Origin of the sequence: Actinoplanes ianthinogenes, from assembly GCF_018324205.1 — a bacterium.
In the GTDB taxonomy this organism is placed as follows: domain Bacteria; phylum Actinomycetota; class Actinomycetes; order Mycobacteriales; family Micromonosporaceae; genus Actinoplanes; species Actinoplanes ianthinogenes.
This window is the reverse complement of record NZ_AP023356.1, coordinates 5,465,930-5,485,777: the sequence shown is the minus strand read 5'-3', so window position 1 is coordinate 5,485,777 and position 19,848 is coordinate 5,465,930. Positions and strand designations below refer to the sequence as shown.

The 19,848-nt window shown below is 72.1% G+C and carries 19 protein-coding genes; 2 read left to right on the top strand and 17 right to left on the bottom strand.

Going from position 1 to position 19,848, the window contains the following annotated elements:
* Positions 1–60: 60 nt before the first annotated feature.
* From Aiant_RS24895 to Aiant_RS24865, 7 genes are all read right to left on the bottom strand, one after another.
* Positions 61–1,545, bottom strand: coding sequence for an insulinase family protein (locus tag Aiant_RS24895; protein WP_189329250.1), 1,485 nt, complete (start codon positions 1,543–1,545; stop codon positions 61–63).
* A gap of 44 nt (positions 1,546–1,589) precedes the next feature.
* Positions 1,590–2,768 (bottom strand): ROK family transcriptional regulator, encoded by a 1,179-nt coding sequence (locus tag Aiant_RS24890; protein ID WP_189329249.1) that lies wholly within the window; start codon positions 2,766–2,768, stop codon positions 1,590–1,592.
* Between the two features lie 2 nt (positions 2,769–2,770).
* The gene (locus tag Aiant_RS24885; protein ID WP_189329248.1) at positions 2,771–4,030 is read right to left on the bottom strand and encodes a sugar ABC transporter permease; all 1,260 of its coding nucleotides are present in this window, start codon (positions 4,028–4,030) and stop codon (positions 2,771–2,773) included.
* The gene (locus tag Aiant_RS24880) at positions 4,027–4,830 is read right to left on the bottom strand and encodes an ATP-binding cassette domain-containing protein (RefSeq protein ID WP_189329247.1); all 804 of its coding nucleotides are present in this window, start codon (positions 4,828–4,830) and stop codon (positions 4,027–4,029) included. The genes Aiant_RS24885 and Aiant_RS24880 overlap by 4 nt, the downstream gene beginning before the upstream one ends.
* Before the next feature lie 120 nt (positions 4,831–4,950).
* Positions 4,951–6,057, bottom strand: a complete 1,107-nt coding sequence (locus Aiant_RS24875) for a sugar ABC transporter substrate-binding protein (RefSeq protein WP_189329246.1) — start codon at positions 6,055–6,057, stop codon at positions 4,951–4,953.
* A 322-nt stretch (positions 6,058–6,379) separates the two neighbouring features.
* Positions 6,380–6,862, bottom strand: a complete 483-nt coding sequence (gene ybaK / locus Aiant_RS24870) for a Cys-tRNA(Pro) deacylase (RefSeq protein ID WP_189329245.1) — start codon at positions 6,860–6,862, stop codon at positions 6,380–6,382.
* A 74-nt stretch (positions 6,863–6,936) separates the two neighbouring features.
* The gene (locus Aiant_RS24865; protein ID WP_189329244.1) at positions 6,937–8,115 is read right to left on the bottom strand and encodes a class I SAM-dependent methyltransferase; all 1,179 of its coding nucleotides are present in this window, start codon (positions 8,113–8,115) and stop codon (positions 6,937–6,939) included.
* A 217-nt stretch (positions 8,116–8,332) separates the two neighbouring features.
* On the opposite strand from Aiant_RS24865, the gene groES reads away from it, so the two are divergent.
* On the top strand, positions 8,333–8,647 hold the full coding sequence (groES, locus tag Aiant_RS24860; RefSeq protein ID WP_014440794.1) for a co-chaperone GroES: 315 nt from the start codon (positions 8,333–8,335) through the stop codon (positions 8,645–8,647).
* Between the two features lie 75 nt (positions 8,648–8,722).
* Positions 8,723–10,372, top strand: a complete 1,650-nt coding sequence (gene groL / locus Aiant_RS24855; RefSeq protein ID WP_189329243.1) for a chaperonin GroEL — start codon at positions 8,723–8,725, stop codon at positions 10,370–10,372.
* 11 nt (positions 10,373–10,383) lie between these two features.
* On the opposite strand, the gene Aiant_RS24850 is transcribed toward groL, so the two are convergent.
* The 10 genes from Aiant_RS24850 to alr form a co-directional block, all read right to left on the bottom strand.
* A complete protein-coding gene (locus Aiant_RS24850; RefSeq protein ID WP_189329242.1) occupies positions 10,384–12,168 on the bottom strand; it encodes an ABC transporter ATP-binding protein in 1,785 nt (594 codons plus the stop codon).
* Positions 12,165–13,850: an ABC transporter ATP-binding protein gene (locus tag Aiant_RS24845; protein WP_189329241.1), complete on the bottom strand. Its 1,686-nt coding sequence runs from the start codon at positions 13,848–13,850 to the stop codon at positions 12,165–12,167. Before Aiant_RS24845 ends, Aiant_RS24850 begins: the two co-directional genes overlap by 4 nt.
* A 43-nt stretch (positions 13,851–13,893) precedes the next feature.
* Positions 13,894–14,148, bottom strand: coding sequence for a hypothetical protein (locus Aiant_RS24840; RefSeq protein WP_189329240.1), 255 nt, complete (start codon positions 14,146–14,148; stop codon positions 13,894–13,896).
* 9 nt (positions 14,149–14,157) lie between these two features.
* A complete protein-coding gene (gene tsaD / locus Aiant_RS24835) occupies positions 14,158–15,210 on the bottom strand; it encodes a tRNA (adenosine(37)-N6)-threonylcarbamoyltransferase complex transferase subunit TsaD (RefSeq protein WP_189329239.1) in 1,053 nt (350 codons plus the stop codon).
* Positions 15,203–15,640 (bottom strand): ribosomal protein S18-alanine N-acetyltransferase, encoded by a 438-nt coding sequence (gene rimI / locus Aiant_RS24830; protein WP_189329238.1) that lies wholly within the window; start codon positions 15,638–15,640, stop codon positions 15,203–15,205. Before rimI ends, tsaD begins: the two co-directional genes overlap by 8 nt.
* Positions 15,640–16,296 (bottom strand): tRNA (adenosine(37)-N6)-threonylcarbamoyltransferase complex dimerization subunit type 1 TsaB, encoded by a 657-nt coding sequence (gene tsaB / locus Aiant_RS24825; protein WP_189329237.1) that lies wholly within the window; start codon positions 16,294–16,296, stop codon positions 15,640–15,642. The genes rimI and tsaB overlap by 1 nt, the downstream gene beginning before the upstream one ends.
* A 78-nt stretch (positions 16,297–16,374) precedes the next feature.
* Positions 16,375–17,058, bottom strand: a complete 684-nt coding sequence (gene ung, locus Aiant_RS24820) for a uracil-DNA glycosylase (RefSeq protein WP_189329236.1) — start codon at positions 17,056–17,058, stop codon at positions 16,375–16,377.
* Entirely contained in the window at positions 17,055–17,504 is a 450-nt protein-coding gene (tsaE, locus tag Aiant_RS24815; protein ID WP_189329235.1) for a tRNA (adenosine(37)-N6)-threonylcarbamoyltransferase complex ATPase subunit type 1 TsaE, read from the bottom strand. Before tsaE ends, ung begins: the two co-directional genes overlap by 4 nt.
* Positions 17,501–18,655: an alpha/beta fold hydrolase gene (locus tag Aiant_RS24810; protein WP_189329234.1), complete on the bottom strand. Its 1,155-nt coding sequence runs from the start codon at positions 18,653–18,655 to the stop codon at positions 17,501–17,503. The genes tsaE and Aiant_RS24810 overlap by 4 nt, the downstream gene beginning before the upstream one ends.
* Before the next feature lie 73 nt (positions 18,656–18,728).
* Positions 18,729–19,847 carry an alanine racemase gene (alr, locus tag Aiant_RS24805; protein WP_189329233.1) on the bottom strand — a complete coding sequence of 373 codons (1,119 nt, stop codon included), beginning with the start codon at positions 19,845–19,847 and terminating at the stop codon, positions 18,729–18,731.
* Position 19,848: the final 1 nt, after the last annotated feature.

The following is a 19,848-nucleotide window of genomic DNA, read 5'->3' as shown; positions in this document are numbered from 1 at the left end:
GCACCGCGCGACCGGCGACCTCGGCCGGCAGGCTTCCGCACCTCGTAAGGTTCCGCCGGGTCAGGCGCCGGAACGGAACCAGCGGGTGCGCGGCGGTCGGGGGATCGCGGCGGGCTCCCGCGCGGCGAGGTCGATCCGCCGGTCGGCCGGCACCCGGGCGTCGATCTCCGCGGTCACCCGGCCGGCCCGCCGGTACAGCGCCGGTTCGGCGCGCACCACGACGGCGTCCTCGCCGATCAGCTGACGTCCACCGTCCGGCCAGGCGAGCAGCGCGGCACAGGCGTCGTACCGGACCGACGCGATCGACTCGCCGTCGTCCACGCTCACCCCGTCGGGCCCGGCGACGAGCCGCAGCGCCCGGTTGCCCCGGCCGTGATGCACGCGGCCCGGCACCGTCTCGGCCGAGGCCGCCGGCGCCGCGGTGTATCCGGGCAGCTCGGTCCGGGTGCCGGCCGGCGTCATCAGCAGCCCGCTCCGGTACGCCCGCGCCGCCACCTCGGCCACGTCGTCCCGGGTCACCTCGCGCACCGCGGCCACCGCCTCGCCGAGGCTCTGCAGCGGGTGTCCGGTGAGCAGGTTGAAGGCCTGTCCGGGCAGGCGGGCGCCGCGCTGCCGGGCGGTCCGGAGTCCGTCGGCGGTCAGCTCGGTCACCGCGGCGACCTCCGCCTCGTCGATCTGGCCGCCGGCCAGCTCGTCCAGCAGACGCACCAGGGCGCCGAGGGCCGCCTCCGCGTCGTCCGGCCGCAGTTCGATGGTGGCGACGATCCGGGCCGTCCCGTCGGCGCGCGGCTCGTACCGGGTCCGGATCCGCTCGGCGTCGCCCGGCCCGGCCGGCAGCTCCCGGATCATCCGGCGTTCCAGCAGGTTCGCGAAGACCGCCGCGCGCGGGCCACGGGGCACCACGGTGTCCCAGCCCAGGTCCGTCTCGCCGGCGACGAAATAGGCCGGCGTCGACGGCAGCGTCGAGGACGGCGCCGGGGCCGGACGTCGCTCACCGCTGGGCAGATCGAGCTTGAGCCCCGCCGGAATCGCCTCACCGCCGACCCAGAGCGCGGCGTTCTCCCGGGTGAACCAGCGGGCCGCCCAGTCTCCCAGGTGCTCGGCGGTGAGCGCGTCGAGGCCGAGCTCGGGATAGCTCGGCATGCCGAAGTCCCGGGCACCGTGCCGCCACATCGGCATCCAGTCGGCCCGCCGGCCGGCCGCCTCGGCGCGCAGCGCGTCCCGCTCCGGCGCGATCCGATCGACCGGCAGGTCCCGCAGCCGGTCGCAGACCCCGGTCAGGAACGCGGCGATCTCCTCGTCCGTGCCCTGCGCGTGGAAGTAGACGTGCTCGGTCTCGGTCCGGCTGTCGCGATGGGTCCCGGATCGCGCCGTCCCCGGCGCCACGAGATGTTCCAGCAGGTGGGTGATCCCGCGGCGGGCCAGCGGCTCGTCCACCAGACCGACCCGGAAGACCAGGCCCGCGTGGGCCGGCCCGGTGACCGGCGCCAGTAGCACGGGGACACCGTCCACCTCGAGCGGTGCGTCAGGATCGCGGGGGGACATGCGCGGCAGCATAGATCTTCCGTGGTGATCTGCGCCTGCCGGGATCAGGAGACGAGCGGGTCGTCCAGCAGATGCTCGAAGGCGAGCTCGGCGGCGCCGATCAGCGCGGCGTCCGCGCCGAGTTCCGGGGTGCGCAGCCGGACGTGCTCGCGGCAGGCCGGCAGCCCGACCGAGTTGAGCCGGCTGCGGATCTGCGCGGCCGCGACCAGGTAGACGTCGCGCAGCGTGCCGCCGAAGATGACGACTTCCGGGTTGAAGATGTTGACCAGGTTGCCGACGCCGAAGCCGATCCAGTCGCCGACGTGCCGCAGCGCGTGCTGCGCCTGGCTGTCCCCGCGGACGGCGGCGTCGACCACCTCGAGCACCGCGTCCCGCCCGGTCTTGTCGGCCCGGCCGGAGAGACGGAGCAGCGCGTGCTCGCCGATCTCGGTCTCCCAGCAGCCACGGGAGCCGCAGTCGCACGGCCGGCCGTACGGGTTGACCACCATGTGGCCGACCTCGCCGCCGTACCCGCCGTGCCCGGTCACCCGGCGTCCTCCGGCCACGATCCCGGCGCCGACCCCGACGTCGCCGTACAGGTAGATGACGTTGTCGCTGCCCAGCGCCGCGCCCCGGGCGTGCTCGGCAAGCGCGCAGACGTCGGCGTGGTTGCCGATGCTCAGCGCGCCCGGGTCGCCCAGCTCGGCGCGCAGGGCCGCGCCCACCGGCTCCTCGACCCAGCCGATCGTCGGGGCGAGCCGGACCATGCCGTCCTCGCGGCGCACCATGCCGGCCACCGCGAGACCGCTGCCGACGCAGCGGGCATCGTCCGGTAGTTGGTCGTGCATCGCCCGGACGAACCGGGCGAGCGGCTCGACCGCCTCGTCGGCGCTCATGCCGGGCGGGCGGTCGGTCTCGTACTGCTCCAGGATCTGCCCGCCGAGCCCGACCCGGGCGGCCCGCAGCCGGTCCACCTCGATGCTCAGGGCGTAGGCGAAGACCCGGTCCGACTCGGGCCGGACGACCAGCGACGGTCGTCCGGCCCGGCCGGTCTCCTTGGGTACCGCCTCGCTGACCAGCCCTGCGCTGATCAGCTCGGCGGTGAGGGCCCCGATGGTGCTGCGGTTGAGGCCGAGCCGGCTGGTGAGTTCCGCCCGGGACGTGGCGCCGTGTACGTGGACGTACCTGAGCAGTGTCCCGAGATTGTGCCGGCGAACCTCTTCCTGGCTCGGGCCCGCGCGCATCGTTACCGGTTGCCCGTGGCGGCGGCCCGGCGCCGGGCCAGCGCGTCCACGCCCGCCGCGATCAGCAGGATGACACCGGTGGCCATGTACCGGCTGCCGGACGAGACGTCCATCAGGAACATGCCGTTGTCGATGACCGCGATCACCGCGCCACCGATCACCGCGTGGATGACCTTGCCCTTGCCGCCGAAGAGGCTGGTGCCACCGATCACCGCCGCGCCGACCGCGTAGAGCAGCGTGGTGCTGCCGCCGGTGTTCGGGTCGACCGAGCCGGCCCGGCTGACCAGCATGATGCCGCCGACCGCGGCCATGAACGAGCCGATCACGAAGACCGAGATGCGGATCAGGTCGACCGGGATACCCGCGCGGCGGGCGGCCTCGGCGTTGCCACCGACGGCGTAGACGTGCCGGCCGTAGGTGGTGCGGCCCAGCACGAACGTCCAGAGCACCAGGAAGCCGCCGATCACCGGCGCCGCGATCGGCACGCCCTTGAGGGAGGCGATGGCCGGGTTGATCGCCCGCTCCTGGGTCAGGATGGCGGTGCTGATCAGCAGCAGCGCGGCCAGACCGGCGATGCGCAGCGCCATGATGCCGATCGGCTCGGTGACCAGCTGCCGCTTGGCCCGGCCGCGGTGCCGCAGGAACTGCACCAGGGCGAAGACCGCCACCGCACCGATGGCCAGGATCCAGCTCCAGGCGACCGGCAGGCTGTCCTTGTTCAGCGACTTGATGAAGCCGTCCGGGATCGAGATGTTCTTGCCCTCGCCCAGCAGGTTCAGCAGCACGCCCTGGAAGGCCAGGAAGGCGGCCAGGGTGACGACGAAGGACGGGATGCCGACCTTGGCGACCAGGTAGCCGAGGAGCAGGCCGATGACCACGCCGGTGCCCAGCGCGGCGAGCAGCGCGAGCGGCTCGGAGACGCCGTGCTCGGTCAGCAGGATCGCCATCACGGCGCCGCACACGCCGGCGGCGAAACCGGCGGACAGGTCGATCTCGCCGAGCAGCAGGACGAAGATCAGGCCCATCGCGATCAGGATGACGCCGGCCGCCTGGTTGAACAGGTTCGCGAAGTTGCCGGCGCTGAAGAACGTGTCGGTCCGCGCGGTGCCGAAGATCAGGACCAGGATGATCAGGCCCAGTACGGCGGGCAGCGCGCCGAGGTCACCGCCGCGTACCCGGCCCCAGTAGTCCCGGATGTGACTGGCCACCGTCGGCTTGACGACCTTGACGCCGCCGGCGGTCTCGAGGGTTGAGGTGCTCACTGCTCGGCTCCCGGCATGATCTCGACGAAGTCGGTGGGCTTCTCCGGCGGGAGGCCCAGGTTGCCACTGCGCCCGCCGGTGATCAGCTCGACGACCTGCGCGTGGGTGACGTCGCTCGCCTTGACCTGGGCGGCCATCCGGCCGAGGTAGAGCGCGGCGATCCGGTCCGAGACCGCGAAGACGTCGTTCATGTTGTGCGAGATGAGGACCACGCCGAGGCCGTTGTCGGCGAGCCGGCGGACCAGCTCGAGGACCTGGGCGGTCTGCGCGACACCGAGGGCGGCGGTCGGCTCGTCCAGGATGACGACCTTGCTGTTCCAGAGCACCGCCTTGGCGATCGCCACGGTCTGCCGCTGGCCGCCGGAGAGGCTGGCGACGAGCTGGCGCAGCGACTTGACGGTGCGTACCGAGAGGCTGGCCAGGGTCTCCCCGGCCATCTGCTCCATGGTCGGCTCGTCGAGCACGATGCCGCGCTTCTTCTCCCGGCCGAGGAACATGTTCTGGACGATGTCCAGGTTGTCGCAGAGCGCGAGGTCCTGGTAGACGACCTCGATGCCCAGCTCCGAGGCGTCCCGGGGGCTGTGGATGGCGACCTGCTTGCCGTCGAAGGTCACCGTGCCCGCGTCGATCGGGTAGATGCCACTGATGCACTTGACCAGCGTCGACTTACCGGCGCCGTTGTCGCCCACCAGGGCGGTGACCTCGCCGGGGTACACGCTGAGCTCGACATCGTGGAGGACCTGGACAGGACCGAAACTCTTGTCGATCCCGCGCAGTTCCAAGAGGGGTGTCGCGGCCACGGATGTTTCTCCTTCGTTCGGTGACCGGCCGTTCGGGGGGTCCGCCGAACCGACTCAGGCGCCGCCCACGCGAAAACCGTGGGCGGCGCCGTCGCCGGATTCAGCAGGTGTGCTGACGAATCAGCTGATGCCCGCCTTGGTGCAGGCGTCCGCGAAGGCGGCCGTGCAGAGCTCGGCCTTGGTCACGAAGCCGTCGTCGACAACGGTCTTGACGTTCTCCTTGGTGATCGCCTCCGGCTTCAGCAGCACGGACTTGACCTCCTGCTTCGTCTCCGTGTCGGTCACCGTGCCGGTGGCCGTGGTCGGGGTCTGACCCTTGGCCAGCGCGACAGCCAGCTCGGCGGCCGCGTCGGCCTCCTTCTTGATCGCCTTGTAGACGGTCATGCACTGGTCGCCCGCGAGGATGTTCTGCAGACCCTGGACGGTCGCGTCCTGGCCGGTCACCGGGACCTTGCCGTTCAGCTTGTTCTTCTTCAGCACCTCGATCGCGGCGTTACCGAGACCGTCGTTCGCGGCGAGCACGCCGGCGATCTTCGGGTTCTTGGTGAGCTGCTGCTCGAATATGGTGCCGGCCTTGGCGTTGTCCCAGTCCGGAACCGCGTCGTCCGGGCCCTTGGTGTAGTCGCCCGAGTCGAACTTCGGCTGCAGGACGGAGACCGCGCCCTCCTTGAACAGGGTGGCGTTGTTGTCGGTCGGCGAGCCGTTGAGCAGCGACACGACCGGCTTGACGGCCTTGGCCGCGGTCAGGCAGTCCACCAGGCCCTGGCCCTGCAGCTTGCCGACCTCGGTGTTGTCGAAGGAGACGTAGTAGTTCGCGCCACCGCCGAGGGTGAGACGGTCGTAGTCGATCGTCGCGATGCCGGCCTTCTTGGCGTTCTCCAGGACGTTCTTACCGGTTCCGGAGTCCAGGTTGACGATCATCAGGACCTTGACGCCGCTCTGGATCATGCCGTCGGCGATGGTCTGGAACGAGTTCTTGTCGCCCTGAGCGTTCTTGATCTCAGCCTCGACGCCCGCGGCCTTGAAGGCCTCGGTCAGGTACTTGGTGTCCGCCGTCTCCCAGCGAGCCGAGCTCTTGGTGTCGGGCAGGATCACGCCCACCTTGCCGGCCTTCGCGGTCTCGCCGGAGCCGGTGCTGGTCTTGTCGTCGCTCTTGTCGCCACAGGCGGCCATGCTGCCGGTGGCCAGGAGGCCGACGGCGGCAAGGGCGAACAGTCCCTTACGCATTCCGTATGTCCTTTCGGGGGGTAAATCCGGAGCCTTCGTTCGGATTTTTCAGGGGTTGGTGCGTGCCTGGGAGTGTCGCTCCCCTGGGCGCCGATGGATCAGGAACCGGTTTGTTGTGCCCGGCAACGTATTCCGACGGTGGCCTGGAACACAAGTCACCGGGGTGATCTATCTCGTAACGAGGGATAACAATCCCGCAACGCGGCTGCCATCCAACCCGGACGAGACGCCTGGGAAGTCGCGAAACCCACCGCACAAGGTAACGCTAAGTAAGATCAACTCCGAAGGTTGAGGAAACCCGCAAGATTGCCGGAAAATTTCGTCACGTGCGGATCACCGCGACGGTTGCGCTGGTCAGCCGGATCAGATCGGCCGGGGCCAGGGCGACCTGAAGGCCGCGGCGGCCGGCCGAGACATACATCGAATCGAGACCTGCGGCCGACTCGTCGATCACCGTGGGCAGTCGCTTGCGCTGACCCAGCGGGCTGATCCCGCCGCGGACGTACCCACTGCTGCGCTCGGCGGCGGCCCGGTCGGCCAGCGCCGCCCGTTTGCCGCCGGCCGCCTGGGCGAGGGCTTTCAGGTCCAGATCGCCGGTGACCGGCACGACGCCGACCACGAGCCGGCCGTCCACCTCGGCCACCAGCGTCTTGAACATCCGCTCCGGCGCCACCCCGAGGGCCGCCGCGACCAGGGCGCCGTAGTTCGGGGCGTCCGGGGACACCTCGTACGGGTGCAGGGTGTGCGGCACCCGCTCCGCGGCCAGCAGCGCGGTGGCCGGGGTGCCGGCCGCTTTCTTCGGCATGCGCCGCACGCTACTCCGGGGGTGATCGACCCAAACATCCGATTCGGACCCGTTACGACGCTTCCGTTCCGTCGCTATGAGTGCGCGGTCAGCAGCGCGGTGGGCGCGCCGTCCACCCGGGTCAGCACCAACCCGGCCGCGTGCGGCCCGGCCAGCTTGAGGTCCTTGCGCAGCTGGTCGGGGACGAGGGCGGAGCCGCGCTTGCGGATCTCCAGCGTGCCGACGCCACGCTCGCGCAGCAGGGCACGCAGCCGCTTCAGCGAGAACGGCAGCACGTCGGTCACCGCCAGCCGCCGCGCGAACGGGGTGTCCACCGGGTCGTCGGTGTACACGTACGCGATCTCCGGGTCGGCCAGCCGCCCGCCGATCGTCGCGGCGAACTCGGCGACCAGGTGCGACCGGACCACCGCCGGGTCCGGGTCGTAGAACCAGGCGCCGACCGGCCCGACCGGAGCCCGTTCCACGCCGGTGCCGGTCAGCTCACCGCGCCCGACCAGGGAGGCCCGGCGCGGCGCCGACGCCAGCGGCCCGCACCAGAAGGCGGCCTCGACCAGGTCGCCGTCGACGCTGACCCACTCCCCCTCGGCGCCCGGCGGCAGCAGCCCGTGGTCGATGCCGGGGGCGAGCTTGAGCACCGTCCGCGGCACCCGCTCGGCCAGCCCGGCGACGAAGTCCCAGGGCGGCGAGTACGCCTTCGGGTCGAACACCCGCCCGCGCCCGGTCTGCCGGCGGGCCGGGTCGGCGAAGACCGCGTCGAACCCCTCCACCGCGACGGTGGTGGCGTCGGCACAGGTCACCGTGATCCGGTCGGCGAGCCCGGCGGCTTCGGCGTTCGCGGCGGCGAGCGCGGCGGTCGCCGGGTCGGCGTCCACGGCGTACACCGAAATCCCCTGACGGGCCGCGGCCAGCGCGTCGGACCCCAGCCCGCAGCCCAGATCGGCCAGGGTCGCGACGCCGCGCTCGGCGAGCCGGGCGGCCCGGCGCTCCGCGACCACCGCGCGGGTCGCCTGCTCCAGACCGTGCCGGGTGAAGAACATTCCGGAGGCGTCCGCCCCGAACTTCATCGCCGCCCGGCGGCGCAAACTAGCCTGGGTGAGTGCGGCGGCGGCCAGCTCCGCGCCGAAGCCCCGGGCCCGCATGGCCGAGGCCGCGGCGAGCGGCTCACCGTCACCGACCTCGGCCGCCACGGCCAGGGCACGGATCCCTTCCGGGGTCCGCAGGAGAGCAAGAAGTTCAGGGGTCACACCAGGCATTCTCCCCGGCGTGACAGGTTGGCACTCTGGTTGACGGAGTGCTAGTTCCGGCATAATCTCCGGTTAGCACTCTCATGATGAGGGTGCCAGCCGTCCCGGCCCGTCCGAGACGGTTAGGCACCAGGCGGACCGGCACCCGCGACGACGGCCCCGCCCGGTGGCATGAGGCATCTGACCGGCCTGTTTCATGGCCGGCGAAACCTGTACCCAGGAGGGTATGCCCGTGACTACCGCGACCAAGGTTGCGATCAAGCCGCTCGAGGACCGCATCGTGGTTCAGGCGAACGAGGCCGAGACCACCACGGCGTCGGGCATCGTGATCCCCGACACCGCGAAGGAGAAGCCGCAGGAGGGCACCGTCCTCGCCGTCGGCCCCGGCCGGATCGACGACAAGGGCAACCGCGTTCCGCTCGACGTCAAGGTCGGCGACGTGGTCCTCTACTCGAAGTACGGCGGCACCGAGGTCAAGTACGCCGGTGAGGAGTACCTGGTGCTCTCCGCCCGCGACGTCCTCGCGGTCATCGAGAAGTAAAGACCTAAACCGACTGTGCAGACGCCCTGTTCCGGATCTTCGGGGCAGGGCGTCGGTGCGTGAAGGGACCTATACATGGCGAAGATCCTCAGCTTCTCGGACGACGCCCGGCACCTGCTGGAGCACGGCGTCAACACGCTCGCCGACACGGTCAAGGTCACTCTCGGCCCGCGCGGCCGCAACGTCGTCCTGGACAAGAAGTTCGGCGCTCCGACGATCACCAACGACGGCGTCACCATCGCCAAGGAGATCGAGCTCACCGACCCGTACGAGAACCTTGGCGCGCAGCTGGTCAAGGAGGTGGCGACGAAGACCAACGACGTCGCCGGCGACGGGACCACCACCGCCACCGTGCTGGCGCAGGCGCTGGTCCGCGAGGGCCTGCGCAACGTCACCGCGGGCGCCAACCCGATCGGCCTCAAGCGGGGCATGGACCAGGCCGCCGAGGCCGTCTCCAAGGCGCTGCTGGGCAAGGCCGTCGAGGTCGCCGACCACAAGGCGATCGCGAACGTGGCCACCATCTCGGCCCAGGACTCCACCATCGGCGAGCTGATCGCCGAGGCGATGGACCGGGTCGGCCGCGACGGTGTGATCACCGTCGAGGAGGGCTCGGCCCTGCACACCGAGCTCGACGTCACCGAGGGTCTGCAGTTCGACAAGGGCTTCATCTCGCCGAACTTCGTGACCGACGCCGAGTCGCAGGAGGCGGTGCTGGAGGACGCGCACATCCTCCTCACCACGCAGAAGATCTCCAGCATCGAGGAGCTGCTGCCGCTGCTGGAGAAGGTTCTCCAGACCAGCAAGCCGCTGCTCATCGTGGCCGAGGACGTCGAGGGCCAGGCGCTCTCCACCCTGGTGGTCAACGCGCTGCGCAAGACCATCAAGGTCGCCGCGGTGAAGGCGCCCGGCTTCGGTGACCGCCGCAAGGCGATCCTGCAGGACCTGGCGATCGCCACCGGTGGCGAGCTGATCGCTCCCGAGCTGGGTTACAAGCTCGACCAGGTCGGCCTGGAGCAGCTGGGCAGCGCCCGGCGCATCGTGGTCGACAAGGAGAACACCACGATCGTCGACGGCGGCGGCAACTCGGCCGACATCGCCGACCGGGTCTCGCAGATCCGCAAGGAGATCGAGGCGTCGGACTCCGACTGGGACCGGGAGAAGCTCTCGGAGCGGCTGGCCAAGCTCTCCGGCGGCATCGCGGTGATCAAGGTCGGTGCGGCGACCGAGGTCGAGATGAAGGAGCGCAAGCACCGCATCGAGGACGCCATCGCGGCGACCAAGGCGGCCGTCGAGGAGGGCACCGTCCCCGGCGGCGGCGCCGCCCTCGCGCAGGTCGCCAAGGAGCTCGACGGCAGCCTGGGCCTGTCCGGCGAGGAGGCGATCGGCGTCTCGATCGTCCGCAAGGCGCTGGTCGAGCCGCTGCGCTGGATCGCGCAGAACGCCGGCCACGACGGCTACGTCGTGGTGGGCAAGGTGAACGAGCTCGGGTGGGGCCACGGCCTCAACGCGGCCACCGACGAGTACGTCGACCTGGCCGCGGCCGGCATCATCGACCCGGTGAAGGTGACCCGCAACGCGGTCTCCAACGCCGTCTCGATCGCCGGGCTGCTGCTGACCACCGAGAGCCTCGTGGTGGAGAAGCCGGCCGAGGCCGCGCCCGCCGCGGGCGGTGGCCACGGGCACAGCCACGGCGGCCACGGGCACCAGCACGGTCCGGGCTTCTGACCGGTCACCGGCTAGAAGGGCGCGTCCTGGCGGGGACGCGCCCTTTTGACGTCCGGGGCCTCGCCCTGCCACTCCCGCCACAGGGCCGCGTACGACCCGTTCGCCGCGACCAGCTCGTCGTGCGACCCCAGCTCGGTGATCCGCCCGTCCTCCACCACCGCGACCCGGTCCGCGTCGTGCGCCGAGAACAGCCGGTGCGCGATCGCCACCACCGTCCGCCCGTGCACCACGGCGGCCAGCGACCGCTCCAGATCCCGCGCCGCCCGGGGGTCCAGCAGCGCGGTGGCCTCGTCCAGCACCAGCGTGTGCGGGTCGGCCAGGATCAGCCGGGCCAGCGCCACCTGCTGCGCCTGCGCGGCGGTCAGCGGCAGCCCGCCGTCGCCGATCACCGTGTCCAGCCGGTCCGGCAGCCCGTCCGCCCACTCCAGGGCGTGCACCGCGGCCAGCGCGGTCCGGACGTCCGGCTCCGGCGCCCGCGGCCGGGCCATCGCCACGTTGTCCCGCAGCGTCCCGACGAAGACGTGGTGCTCCTGGCTGACCAGCGCCACCTCGGCCCGCAGCCGGTCCGGGGGGAGCGCGCCGAGCGGCACCCCGCCCACCGTCACGCTGCCCTCGGTGGGCTGGTGGATGCCGGCCAGCAGGCGGCCCAGGGTGGACTTCCCGGCGCCGGACGGGCCGACCACGGCGAGCCGCTCGCCCGGCCGCAGCGTCAGGTCGACGCCGTGCAGCACCTCGCGGCCCTCGACGTAGCCGAACCGCACGCCGCGTACCTCGAGTGACGTCCCGTCCGGCGGTGGCGCGTCCCGCCGGGGCGGTCGCGGCGCGTCGGCCACCCCGAGCAGCCGGGCCAGCGACGCCGCGCCCACCTGGAGCTCGTCCAGCCAGGAGAGCAACCGGTCCAGCGGGTGGATCAGCTGCTGGACGTAGACCACGGCCGCGGTCAGCTGGCCCAGGGTGACCGTGCCGCGCAGGTACATCCAGCCGCCGGTGAGCAGCGTGAGCACCATCGGGATCACGTAGCTGACCTCGATCACCGGCCACCAGACGGTCCGCAGGAACAGCGTGTACCGCTCGGCCCGCCAGGAGCGGTACAGGTCCCGGTCGGTACGCGCCACCCGCTGCTCCTGCCGCCCCAGCGCCTCCACCGTCCGGGCTCCCTCGACCGTCTCGGTCAGCCCGTCGGTCACCTCCGAGTAGGCCGCGTTCTGCCGCAGGTAACCGGACGGGGCCTTGCGCACGTACCACCGGGTGCCGGCCACCGTGATCGGCACCCCGACCAGCAGCGGGGCGGCCAGCACCGGGTCCACGGCGACCAGCGCGACCACCACCAGCCCGCCGGTGAGCAGCGCGATCGTGGTCTCCGGCACGGCCAGCCGGACGCATTTGGAGAGCGCGTCCACGTCCCGGGTGGTACGCGTCAGCAGATCCCCGGTCCCCGCCGACTCCACCGTGCCCAGCGGCAGCGTCAGCACCCGGGCGATGAACTCCTCCCGCAACTGGGCCAGCACCTGCTCGCCGAGCCGGGCCGAGGCCAGGTACGCGTACCGGATCAGCACCGCCTGCACCAGCACGAACCCGGCCAGCGCGGCAGCCAGCCGGTCCAGCTGGGTGTAGTCCGTCCCGACCTGCACCGCCTGCACCAGGTCGCCGAGCAGCCGCGGACCGGCCAGCCCGGCGAGCGCGGCGAGCAGGTGCAGTCCCACGGTGGTGCGGAACATGCCGGGGTGGTCGCGGAACAACGATCGGGCGTAGCGCCAGGCCTGGGAGCGGCTGGCGACCGGTAGCGCATGGGTCACGACTGCTCCTCACGGAGCACCACGCGGGCGTACCGCGGCTCGGCTTCCAGCAGCTCGTGATGGGTGCCGGCGGCGACCACCCGGCCCTGCTCCAGATAGAGCACCCGGTCGGCGTGGCCGAGCACGAGCGGGCTGGAGGTGCAGACGACGGTGGTGCGCCCGGCCCGGATCGCGCTGATCCGCTCGGCGATCCGGGCCTCGGTGTGCGCGTCGACCGCGTTGGTCGGCTCGACCAGGATCAGGATGTCCGGGTCGGCGACCAGCGCCCGGGCCAGCCGCAGGCGTTGCTGCTGGCCGCCGGAGAACGACCGGCCCCGCTCGGCGACCACACTGTCCAGGCCGTGCGGCAGACCGTCCACGATGTCCTGTGCCGCCGAGGCCTCCAGGGCGGCCGGGAGCCGGCCACCGCCGCCCGGGTCCAGATCGGACCGCAGCCGTCCGGAGAAGAGCCGGGCGTCGTTGTCGGCCACCAGGATCCGGCGGCGCACCACGGCCAGCGGCAGGTCGGCGAGCGGCACACCGCCCAGGGTGGCGCCGTCGGCGTACCGCCCGAGCCGGTCGGCGATCTGCGCGGCGTCGTCCGGGTCCTCGGCCACGATCGCGGTCAGCCGGCCGGTCGCGACGCGGACCCCGGACTCCGGGTCGGCCAGGTCGCCGTCCGGCGCCGGCAACGGGTCGGGCGGGTCGACCGGCGTCCGCGGCAGCCGCAGCATGCCGACCACCCGGCGGGCCGAGACGTGCCCCCGGGTCAGCTTGTCCAGCGAGTCGGTGAGCTGCCGCAGCGGGGCGACGAGGAAGGCGGCGTAGGCGTAGAACGAGACCAGCTGGCCGATGGTGATCAGGTCGGCCGCGGCGAACCGGGCGCCCAGCCAGGTGACCAGGACCAGGAAGATGCCGGGGAGCAGGACCTGGGCGGCCTCCAGCAGGGACTCGACGGCGGCGGTGCGTACCCCGGCGGCGCGCAGCGCCTGCGACTCGTCGCGGTACCGCTCCACCATGACGCCCTCCCCGCCCACGCCGCGCAGCACGCGCAGCCCGGTGACCAGGTCGGCGGCCCGCCCGGTGAGCCGGCCCTGCTGCTCGCGGTACGCCTGCTGGCGCCGGTGCAGCGGCTGGATCAGTCCACCCACGACGGCCATCAGCCCCGGCACGCCGATCAGCACCACCAGCCCGAGCGGGACCGAGGTGTGCAGCAGCAGCACCGTGACCGTGGTGACCGCGAGCAGCGCGCCGGTGCCGCGGGCGGCGACGTCGACCGCGCCGCCGATGTGGTTGATGTCCGAGGTGCCGATCGCGACCACCTCGCCGGCCTTGAGCCGGCCGGGCAGCGCCGAGCCGAGCCGGTTCGCCTGGCGCACGGTGACCTGCACGGTACGGAATCCGGCCCCGAGCCAGTTCGCCACCGAGTACCGGTGCCGGGTGATACCCGTCAGCGCCTGCACGACGCCGATGCCGAACAGTGCCAGTCCCCAGGCGAGCAACGCCTGCCCGTTCTTGTCCGCGGCGGCGTCGATGGCCTTGCCGACCATCGCGGGAACCAGCGACTGACAGCCCATCCAGGCCACCGAGAGCGCGATCGCCGTGATGATCGTCATACGGGAACGCCGGACCAGCCAGCTGAGGTATCGGGTGGCGGACCGGGCGTCGGGCAGGCCGGGATCGGCCACGGGCAGTCTGCGCATCAGGCTCCCGACGGTAAGGCCGGAATGCCCGGGCTGCGACCGCTCAGCGATCGACGGGAGTGAAATCCCAGACGTGTGGAGCGCGTGCTACCAGCTTCTCCGGTGGCGCGGGCAGGCTCTCCGGGGTGTTTCGCCATTTGGTGATGACGACGATGCGATGATCCGTGGACGAATAGACGTCACTCGACACATGTTGTGGCAGCACCTCCAGCGAGGGCACCGCCGTGTCGCAGACCCAGCTCAGCAGCTCGTCGAAGCCGCTGCGCGAGGCCCGCACCTCCCACATCCGCGCGATCATGAAGGCTTCCTACCCCGGCACGCTGACCGTGGTCAAACTCATCGAGGAATCCGCCGGCAGATCGAGCCGGCTCGGCGCGACGCCGGCGGCGACCAGGTGCGAGCCGAGCGCCGCCACCATCGCCCCGTTGTCGGTGCACAGCTGCGGCCGCGGCACCCGCACCGTGATGCCGTGCTGGGCCGCGCGCTGCTCGGCGAGCACCCGCAGCCGCGAGTTCGCCGCCACCCCGCCGCCGATCACCAGCGTGCGCACGCCGCTGGTCCGGCAGGCGTCGATCGCCTTGGCGGTGAGCACGTCGCAGACCGCCTCCTGGAAGCTGGCCGAGACGTCGGCGACCGGCACCGGCTCGCCGGCCCGCTCGCGCGCCTCCACCCAGCGGGCCACCGCCGTCTTCAGGCCGGAGAAGGAGAAGTCGAACCGGTGCGCGGCCTGGTCTTTCGGCGCGGTCAGGCCGCGCGGGAACACGATCGACCCGGGGTCGCCGTCGCGCGCCGAGCGGTCGATGATCGGGCCGCCCGGGAAGCCCAGCCCGAGCAGCCGGGCCACCTTGTCGAAGGCCTCGCCGGCCGCGTCGTCGATGGTCGCGCCGAGCGGAGTGACGCCCGCGGTCAGGTCGTCGACCAGCAGCAGCGACGAGTGCCCGCCGGAGACCAGCATGGCCACCGCCGGCTCGGGCAGCGGACCGTGCTCCAGGGTGTCCACCGCGACGTGTGCGGCCAGGTGGTTCACCCCGTAGATCGGCTTCTCGGCGGCCAGCGCGTAGCCCTTGGCCGCGGCCACCCCGACCAGCAGCGCACCGGCCAGGCCGGGACCGCTGGTCACCGCGATCGCGTCGATGTCGGCCAGCGTGACGCCGGCGTCGTCGAGCGCCCGCTGCATGGTCGGGACCAGCGCCTCCAGGTGCGCGCGGCTGGCCACCTCGGGCACCACGCCGCCGAACCGGGCGTGCTGCTCCACACTGGACGCCAGCGCGTCGGCGAGCAGGGTGTGCCCGCGCACGATGCCGACACCGGTCTCGTCGCAGGAGGTCTCGATCCCGAGGACCAGGGGCTCGTCACGCATCTCGCATCATCACCAGGGCGTCCGTGTTGCTGGGTTGGTAGTAGCCGCGCCGGATGCCGACCGGCTCGAAATCGTAGGTGGCGTAAAGCTTTTGAGCCGGGTGGTTGTCGACGGCCACCTCGAGCAGGGTCCGCTGCACGTCCTGCCGCGCGACCTCGGCGAGCAGGTCCTCCAGCAGGGCGCGGCCGATCCCGAGGCGCTGGGCGTCGCGCCGGACCGCGATGTTCTGCACCCAGGACTCTTCCTTGTCCACGATGGACAGGCCGGCGTAGCCCGCGACGGCGTCGCCGTCCAGGGCGACGACGTAGTAGTTGCGCTGGGCCAGCTCGTTCCAGAACATCGCGGCCGACCACTTCTCCGCGCCGAAGAGGTCCTCCTCGAGCGGGAGGATCTCCTCGATGTGCCACCAGCGGAGCCGCTCGATCCGCATCAGGTCAGCACCGGCTTGCGCCCGGCCGGTTCGACGGCGTCCGGCCGGCGCAGATAGAGCGGGGTGAGGATCTCGCCGGGCGCCCCGGCCCGGATCCGGTCGGCCGCGATCGCCACCAGGGCCGCACCCGGCGGATAGAGCAGGTGCTCCTCCACCGGCAGCCCGAAGACGTCACCGTATTTCAGCGCGCCCTCACCCGCCGCCCTGTCCGCATTTATCGTGACATCCGCGGGCTTCGCAACATCAGGACCGGTTTCCCGTACGCCATCAGCATACGTCCCGTAATACACCTCACGCCGCCGCGCGTCCGTGGCGATCAGCACCCGCCCCGGCCCGGCCGCCCGGCCCAGCGCGTCCAGCGAACACACCCCGTAGGCCGGGATCCCGAGCGCCTGACCCATGCTCGCCGCCGTGGCCAGCCCCACCCGCAGACCGGTGAACGGTCCCGGGCCCAGGCCGGCCACGATGGCGCCCAGGTCACGGGGGCGCAGCCCGGCCTCGGCGAGCACCGCCGCGATCTCCGGCGCCAGCTTCTCCCCGTGCGCGCGGGGGTCGACGGTCCGGCTTTCCGCCACCCCGAACAAACCGTCCGCGGTGACCTCCACGAGCGCGGCCGTCGAAGCCGGCGTCGCGGTGTCCAGAGCAAGAACGAGCACGCCTGAACCTTATCCCCCGGCCCCGGACGCCCACCCGAAGCTCGCCCGCTCCCGCGACCCGCCTCGCGCCGGCGACCGTTACGCCGCCGGGCGCGGGTCCCAGTTGATGACCGGCCGGCCGCCGTCGGCGAGCGCCTTGTTCGCCGCGCTGAACGGCCGCGAGCCGAGGAACCCGGCCGGGTTCATCGGGCTCGGGTGCCCGGCCTCCAGCACCGCGTGCACCGGGTTGGTGATCAGCCCGGCCTTCTTTTTCGCGTAGTTGCCCCAGAGCAGGAAGACGATCCGCTCGTTCCGCTCGTTGAGCGCGCGGATGGTGGCGTCGGTGAACGTCTCCCAGCCCTTGTTCGCGTGCGAGGCGGCCTTGCCGGCCCGGACGGTGAGCACCGCGTTGAGCAGCAGCACCCCCTGCTCCGCCCACCCGGTGAGGTTCCCGCTTTTCGGCGGGGCGATGTTGACGTCCTCGGCCAGCTCCTTGAAGACGTTGCGCAGCGAGGGGGGCACCCGGACGCCGTCGCGCACGCTGAAGCTCAGGCCGTGCGCCTGCCCCGCGCCGTGGTAGGGGTCCTGCCCCAGGATCAGCACCCGGGTCTGCTCCGGCAGGCACAGCCGGTACGCCGAGAACAGGTCCTCCACCGGCGGGTACACGGTGTGCTCGGCGTACTCCGCGGCGACGAACTCGCCCAGCGCGGCGGTCGCCTTCTCGTCCAGGAACGGGGCGAGCTCGGCACGCCACTCGGCGGGAAGCAGCTCGGTCAGGTTCACATTCTCTCCAGTCGTCGGGCCCAGTCGCCGCCGTGCGGCACCAGTTCGATCACTCGGGTGTCGTCGTCCAGCCGGTCGATACGGACCAGCAGATACTCGTCGTTCAGCTGCTCGACCAGACCGGCGCCCCACTCCACCACGGTGACCGCCTCCTCGGCGGCGGCGTCCAGGTCCAGGTCGTCGATCTCGGCGCGCGGATCGGGCCGGTCGCCCAGCCGGTACGCGTCCGCGTGCACCAGCGGCACCGGCCCCCGATGCACCCGGGCGATCACGAAGGTGGGCGAGGTGATCGGCCCCTGCACGCCCAGCCCCGCGCCGATGCCCTGCACCAGCGCGGTCTTGCCGGCCCCCAGCGGGCCGGCGAGCAGCACCAGGTCGCCCGGGCGCAGCACGGCGGCGAGCCGGCGGCCGAAGGCCTGGGTCTGCTCGACGGTGGTCAGCTTCACGAGATCTTCTCCAGGAAGGGGATCAGGGCGGCGTTGACCTCGTCGGCTTTCTCCAGCATCACCACGTGTCCGCTGTTCTCCACCTTGAGCAGCTCGGCCTCGGGCAGCTGCTGGATGATCTCCTCGGAGTGGGTCACCGGCGTCAGGTAGTCCCGGTCTCCCACGATCACCAGCACCGGCACCCCGCGCAGCGCGGAGAGCGCCGGCAGGCGGCTGTGCCGGTAGAGCGTGTTGAGGTACTTGGTGAGCGTCTCCACCGAGGTCTTGGAGTTCATGCTCTCCACGAAGGTGACCAGCGACGGGCTGGGTTTCGCCTCGCCGAACCCGTAACGCCGGGTGAGCAGCCAGGCCAGGTCGGAGGAGGCCACCCGGGCCCGGTCGATGGTGCCGCCGCCCAGCTTGGCCGCCTTGTCCCAGAGCGGGAAGAACGGCGCGCTGACCCGGGCCACCACATTGGTCACCCCGAGAGTGGCCTTGTCGAACAGACCGGCCGAAGTGGACATCAGCACCACGCCGGTGACCCGGTTGCCGAACCACTCCGGGAACTGCTCCGCGAACGCCATGATCGTCATGCCGCCCATCGAGTGGCCGACCAGGATGATGTGCCCGTCCGGCACGGTCGCGTCGAGCACCGCCGCCAGCGACCTGCCGAGCGCGGCGATGTCATACGTCCCGGACTGCAGTTTCGAGGAGCGGCCGTGACCGGGCTGGTCGTAGAAGACCAGCCGATACTCCCCCAGCTCGGCGAGCGCCTTGCGCTGGAAGTAGAAGGTCCCCATGTCCAGGGCGAACCCGTGCACGAAGACGATCGTCGGCTTGCCGCCCGTGACCACGCCGTCCGACTTCCCGGGTTTTCTGCGGCCCAGCCAGCGCCGTGGCGCCGGCGGCGCGGCGGGCGCCTCCGGCTCCGGCCGCACCCGCGGATTCACGATCTCGACATGCAGGTCGGTCCCGTCCGCCGCGGTGACCGTCAGCGACTCGTCGAACGGCTGATCCCCGAACGGCTCGTCCACATAGGGATCACCGGGCTTGTTGACCGAACGCCGCACCAGCGCCCGCTCCACGGCGAACGCGGTCGCCAGCCCGGCCGCCGCGACACCGACGACAGCCCCGGCGATCCCGGCCCGCTTGGCCGCCCGCGACGGGCTCATGCCGTCACCTCCGCTGCGCTCCGGCGCCGCCATGAGTCGAAGGCTGAGCCGACCGATTCACGCGCGAGCTCGCTCATGCGAGCTCCCCGGTGTAGACCCGGGGCACCCGGCTGCTCCCGAACCGCGTGACGATCTCGTAGTTGATGGTCCCGGTGGCCGCCGCCCAATCGTCGGCCGTCGGCCCGCCGTCGTCCCCCGGCCCGAAGAGCGTCGCCACATCCCCGGCCGTCACCGGCGCATCCCCGACGTCGACGACCACCTGGTCCATGCAGACCCGCCCGGCGATCCGCGCGGTCACGTCACCGATCCGCACCGGACCGGCGCTGGACGCGTGCCGCGGCACCCCGTCGCCGTAACCCAGCGGGACCACGGCCAGGGTGGTCTCGGCGGCGGTGTGATAGGTCAACCCGTACGAAACGCCCTGCCCCGCGGGCACCCGCTTGGTCAGGGTGACCCGGGCCCGGGCGGTCATCGCCGGCCGCAGGCCGAAGGTCTCGCCGGCGATCGGGGACAGCCCGTAGGCCGCGATGCCGACCCGGACCAGGTCGAAGTGCGCGTCCGGCCGGGTCAGGGTGGCCGCCGAGTTGGCGATGTGCCGATATCGCGGGGCCAGGCCGAACTGCCCGGCCAGGGCGAGCCCGTCGGCGAAGACCGCGAGCTGCCGGTCGACCGACTCGTGACCCGGCTCGTCGGCGCAGGCGAAGTGGCTCCACACCCCGACGATCTCGACGTCCCCGCCGGCCTGCGCCTTGGCCGCCGCCTCGAACAGCGCGGGCCACTCGTCCGGCACGGCGCCGCCCCGGGACAGCCCGGTGTCCAGCTTGAGGTGCACCCGGGCCGGCTGCCCGGCCCGCCGCGCGGCGGTGACCAGCTCGTCGAGCAGGGCCGGGGTGGCGGCGCTGAGGTCGATGCCCGCCGCGATCCCCTCGTGCAGCGGGAGACCGGGAGCGATCAGCCAGGCCAGCACCCGCGCCTCGATCCCGGCCCGGCGCAGCTCCAGCGCCTCGTCGAGGGTGGCCACGCCGAGCCAGGTCGCGCCGCCGGCCACCGCCGCGCGGGCGGACGGGACCATGCCGTGCCCATAACCGTCCGCCTTGACCGCGACCAGCACCTCGGCGGAGGTGCCGGCGCGCAGGGTCGCGACGTTGTCCCGGATGGCGTCCAGATCGACGCGGACTTCGGCCTGCCACATG

Bases quoted from the DNA above. Each gene is read 5' to 3' on its own strand.
- Aiant_RS24895 (WP_189329250.1), bottom strand. From the start codon at position 1,545: ATGTCCCCCCGCGATCCTGACGCACCGCTCGAGGTGGACGGTGTCCCC.
- Aiant_RS24890 (WP_189329249.1), bottom strand. From the start codon at position 2,768: ATGCGCGCGGGCCCGAGCCAGGAAGAGGTTCGCCGGCACAATCTCGGG.
- Aiant_RS24875 (WP_189329246.1), bottom strand. From the start codon at position 6,057: ATGCGTAAGGGACTGTTCGCCCTTGCCGCCGTCGGCCTCCTGGCCACC.
- ybaK (WP_189329245.1), bottom strand. From the start codon at position 6,862: ATGCCGAAGAAAGCGGCCGGCACCCCGGCCACCGCGCTGCTGGCCGCG.
- Aiant_RS24865 (WP_189329244.1), bottom strand. From the start codon at position 8,115: ATGCCTGGTGTGACCCCTGAACTTCTTGCTCTCCTGCGGACCCCGGAA.
- groES (WP_014440794.1), top strand. From the start codon at position 8,333: ATGCCCGTGACTACCGCGACCAAGGTTGCGATCAAGCCGCTCGAGGAC.
- groL (WP_189329243.1), top strand. From the start codon at position 8,723: ATGGCGAAGATCCTCAGCTTCTCGGACGACGCCCGGCACCTGCTGGAG.
- Aiant_RS24845 (WP_189329241.1), bottom strand. From the start codon at position 13,850: ATGCGCAGACTGCCCGTGGCCGATCCCGGCCTGCCCGACGCCCGGTCC.
- Aiant_RS24840 (WP_189329240.1), bottom strand. From the start codon at position 14,148: ATGATCGCGCGGATGTGGGAGGTGCGGGCCTCGCGCAGCGGCTTCGAC.
- tsaD (WP_189329239.1), bottom strand. From the start codon at position 15,210: ATGCGTGACGAGCCCCTGGTCCTCGGGATCGAGACCTCCTGCGACGAG.
- rimI (WP_189329238.1), bottom strand. From the start codon at position 15,640: ATGCGGATCGAGCGGCTCCGCTGGTGGCACATCGAGGAGATCCTCCCG.
- Aiant_RS24810 (WP_189329234.1), bottom strand. From the start codon at position 18,655: ATGAGCCCGTCGCGGGCGGCCAAGCGGGCCGGGATCGCCGGGGCTGTC.
- alr (WP_189329233.1), bottom strand. From the start codon at position 19,847: ATGTGGCAGGCCGAAGTCCGCGTCGATCTGGACGCCATCCGGGACAAC.